Here is a 3,107-nt window from a genome sequence, read left to right on the forward strand (position 1 = left end):
TTGTTAGGGTTAGGAGTCGGTCGTCAGGAGAATTAAGAATGAATAATAATCAATGTCAGGGGTTTGCTTACTGGCCTTCTCTACTCGCACTTAGAAGTTAATTGAATGGAAAGAGCTTCTACGGTACAGTGAAAGTTAACGTTGCTGTTGGAAAAAACCTAATCCCATGAATCGTCGTGAATTTGTTGCCCTCGTTGGTGTTGGCGGAGCCATGGCCTGCGCCCCAGAAATCCTAGGGACGGCTACCGACCAAGAGATGACCCCGGCCCAAGCGGCGGATGGCTTTGTGAAAGTGACGGGCATTACCCCCAAAGAATTGGAAGCCAAAGGCAGTTTTCTGGATAAAAAATCCCCGGTCGGCTCCTTGCTCCTGATCTGGGAGAAAAAGACGAAAAAGATCAGTGCAGTAAACCCGACTTGTACCCATGAAGGCTGCACGGTGAAATGGAATACTGGCGCACAGATTTTAGCTTGTCCCTGCCATCCGGGGAAATTTACCGCCACTGGGGTCGTCACGAATAAACCCCCAAAAGGCAATCTAACCACCTATCAAGTCAAGGTCGAAAAAGACGTTATTTTCGTGAAAAAAGCTTAACGGGGTTGACGGAATACTGGATTAGGCATAATTGAGGAAAAACTCGCACAATTTCGGTTTCAGACCTCTGCGGCTTTTTCTGGCTCAATCTCGGTCTCCAATTCTTGACTTAATTCTTCTAGAGAAGTGGTAGCAGCTGTCTGAGATAATCTTTCGAGTTTCCCAGTTCTACTTGTTCTAAAACCTGAAGAAAATGTTCTTGTGCTTGGGTATAGCTAGTATAGGTGGTGGGGATGGGCAGCATAGCCATTAATCAACTCCGCAGTCAAAAAATTAATCAATGGATGGATTTGAGGTTTTTAGCCAAAACTCGGCTTCTGACGGGGCTAAACTATAGGCTTCTAACTCTACCGGTTGACCTTGGCTATTGCGACCGATGAGCAGAAAATCGCGATAATTGGTGACTAATACTTGACCGTATTTTTGCCAGTATTTTTGTACTTGCTCGCTGGCGGCGATTTTTTTGATATCTTCTTTGGTTCCCTTAATCTCGATCGCACCTCTTTCGGGAAAAATCGCCGTAAAAGGTTCTAATTCTTGATTTTTGGGGAATTGATCGACGTTAAAAAGTCCCCCGTCCGGCAATCCCGCACCCTGATTTCTGAGGTTGATAATGCAGCGCACTCGCGGTTTTAGGGTTTTACCGATTTCGTTGAGGAGAGTTTCAAGAGTGCCGTAGTAGGAGGTTTCTTTTACGGCTGCTTGGGAGGAGTGGATTTCTTGCAGGTTGCGAAAATAATTGACTAGGGGATTCATTAGGAGTGTTGTAAAAATCAAAAATTGTTGTTAGGGTTAGGCTTCGGCCGTCAGGATAATTAGGAATGAATAATAATTAACTAAGTAGTCTATTTAGATATTTTATGCTATTTAATCCTTATTTGTGCCGTTTTTGAACCCTCAAAGGCTCTTGTATGAGTGCATGGGTGTCTGTGCTAACCAAGAAGTTAATTTTGTCCTACTACTGCTTGTTCTAAGGCTCTGCCTTGGAACATAATATATAAGTGGGGTTTCCCCATCACTATAAGCTGTTTTATTTGAGCTTGATAGCCCACCTCAACCTGATTGAGGTACAATTAATAGATTTCTGGCAAAAGTCCTAAATCCCTCAATCCAAAATCCAAAATTAGAAATCTTCAATTTCTCTGATTTATGCAAGAGGTATAATGTGAAATATCAAATTCAATTCAAGCCTAAAGCTATCAAAGACTTAGAAAAACTTTCTTCTCAAGATCGGACTAGGATTATGGCTAAAATTGAAGCAATGAAGGATAATTTACAAGGAGATGTCAAGCAATTAAAGAATTTTACGCCTAATTATCGCTTAAGGGTGGGTAACTATCGAATTCTATTTGAGGTTGAAGAAATCACTTTAGTGATTTATCGTGTTAAACATCGACAAAATATCTACAATTAAATTAAGGAGAAAACAATGATTGAATTACATCCTGAATTCTTAATCAAAAATGGCAAAAAAGAATTTGCTGTTTTAACTTATGAGGAGTTTATGAAAATTAAAGAAATCTTAGAAGACTTAGAGGATTTGGAAGATTTAATACAGGCAAAAGAAGAAGAAAAAGATAGTCAAACTTATTCTCTAGATGAGGTTAAGAAGATGCTAAATATTGATTGATTGCTTGTATCTTGCTTTAATTCTACTATTTCGCAGATGGGAAAAAATAGAGTTCCCCTTGTATCTCTAAATCTGGCTCGTTTTCCTACTTTTCGACAGTTTTCGTCTATTTCACAAGAATATACACAGTCATAACCAACGCTCTCGAAAGCTAATCTAAATCCTCCAATACCAGCAAAAAGATCGATAAATCTGAGTTTTTCGTTTGTCATTGCCAAATTATGACACCAAAGATAGCCAAAGTAAATATATCCTAATTTTACCAAATGTTCCGACTTATGCAGCGATAAAAACTGTAGTCTAAATAATTAAGGTTAATATGTCCCCATATAATCAATTTGGAGATACTAGATTAGGCATAATTCAGGACAAACTCGCACAATTTCGGTTTCAGACTTCTGTGGCTTTTTCTTGCTCAATCTCGGTCTCCAATTCTTGACGTAATTCTTCTAGAGAAGTGGTGGCAGCTGTCTGAGATAATCTTTCTTGTGACCAATTTAAGGACTGAAAAAGTCGTTGAGCGTTAGCTGGAGAGCGCAAAAGATAAACTTCTTCTAATAAAGCGGATAATTCGTCAGCAGCAATCAAGGCCACATCATCGAAAATTTGGGTCTGAAACCCCGTCGTTCTACGACGGCTTTACTGTTAAATATTAGCACATTTACGAAATATATGCTAAAATGTGAGGTATGGAAAAAGCCTATTCGTTTCGATTTTACCCCACACCCGAACAAGAGTCGCTATTGCGGCGCACATTGGGCTGTGTAAGATTAGTTTACAATAAAGCTCTCCATCTCAGAACACAAGCTTGGTACGAAAGACAAGAAAGAGTAGGATATACTGAAACTTCTTCAATGCTAACCGATTGGAAAAAACAAGAAG

5 protein-coding genes and 3 pseudogenes are annotated in these 3,107 nt (G+C 39.7%); 4 read left to right on the forward strand and 4 right to left on the reverse strand.

Going from position 1 to position 3,107, the window contains the following annotated elements:
- Positions 1-166: 166 nt before the first annotated feature.
- The gene (locus IQ242_RS20890) at positions 167-595 is read left to right on the forward strand and encodes a ubiquinol-cytochrome c reductase iron-sulfur subunit (protein ID WP_193961269.1); all 429 of its coding nucleotides are present in this window, start codon (positions 167-169) and stop codon (positions 593-595) included.
- Between the two features lie 59 nt (positions 596-654).
- Here the strand turns inward: IQ242_RS20890 and IQ242_RS26830 are convergent.
- A pseudogene (locus IQ242_RS26830) lies at positions 655-845 on the reverse strand (hypothetical protein).
- 32 nt (positions 846-877) lie between these two features.
- Positions 878-1,351, reverse strand: a pseudogene (locus tag IQ242_RS20900) (DNA methyltransferase); the annotation flags it as partial.
- 409 nt (positions 1,352-1,760) lie between these two features.
- Between IQ242_RS20900 and IQ242_RS20905 the strand changes: the two are divergent.
- On the forward strand, positions 1,761-2,009 hold the full coding sequence (locus IQ242_RS20905) for a type II toxin-antitoxin system RelE/ParE family toxin (RefSeq protein ID WP_002751000.1): 249 nt from the start codon (positions 1,761-1,763) through the stop codon (positions 2,007-2,009).
- Positions 2,010-2,024: 15 nt separating this feature from the next.
- Positions 2,025-2,225 carry a hypothetical protein gene (locus IQ242_RS20910; RefSeq protein WP_012265925.1) on the forward strand — a complete coding sequence of 67 codons (201 nt, stop codon included), beginning with the start codon at positions 2,025-2,027 and terminating at the stop codon, positions 2,223-2,225.
- Here IQ242_RS20910 and IQ242_RS20915 read toward each other — a convergent pair.
- Positions 2,183-2,437, reverse strand: coding sequence for a DNA cytosine methyltransferase (locus IQ242_RS20915; protein WP_080506977.1), 255 nt, complete (start codon positions 2,435-2,437; stop codon positions 2,183-2,185). The genes IQ242_RS20910 and IQ242_RS20915 overlap by 43 nt on opposite strands.
- 178 nt (positions 2,438-2,615) lie before the next feature.
- A pseudogene (locus IQ242_RS20920) lies at positions 2,616-2,840 on the reverse strand (type II toxin-antitoxin system Phd/YefM family antitoxin); the annotation flags it as partial.
- Between the two features lie 74 nt (positions 2,841-2,914).
- Here IQ242_RS20920 and IQ242_RS20925 point away from each other — a divergent pair.
- A partial coding sequence (locus IQ242_RS20925; RefSeq protein ID WP_193961271.1) for a helix-turn-helix domain-containing protein occupies positions 2,915-3,107 on the forward strand: 193 nt, incomplete at its 3' end.

It is taken from the genome of Microcystis sp. LEGE 08355, assembly GCF_015207185.1.
GTDB lineage: Bacteria > Cyanobacteriota > Cyanobacteriia > Cyanobacteriales > Microcystaceae > Microcystis > Microcystis panniformis.

What these genes read in the sequence shown, in the direction of transcription:
- IQ242_RS20890 (WP_193961269.1), top strand. Translation starts at nt 167, where the DNA reads ATGAATCGTCGTGAATTTGTTGCCCTCGTTGGTGTTGGCGGAGCCATG.
- IQ242_RS20915 (WP_080506977.1), bottom strand. Translation starts at nt 2,437, where the DNA reads ATGACAAACGAAAAACTCAGATTTATCGATCTTTTTGCTGGTATTGGA.
- IQ242_RS20910 (WP_012265925.1), top strand. Translation starts at nt 2,025, where the DNA reads ATGATTGAATTACATCCTGAATTCTTAATCAAAAATGGCAAAAAAGAA.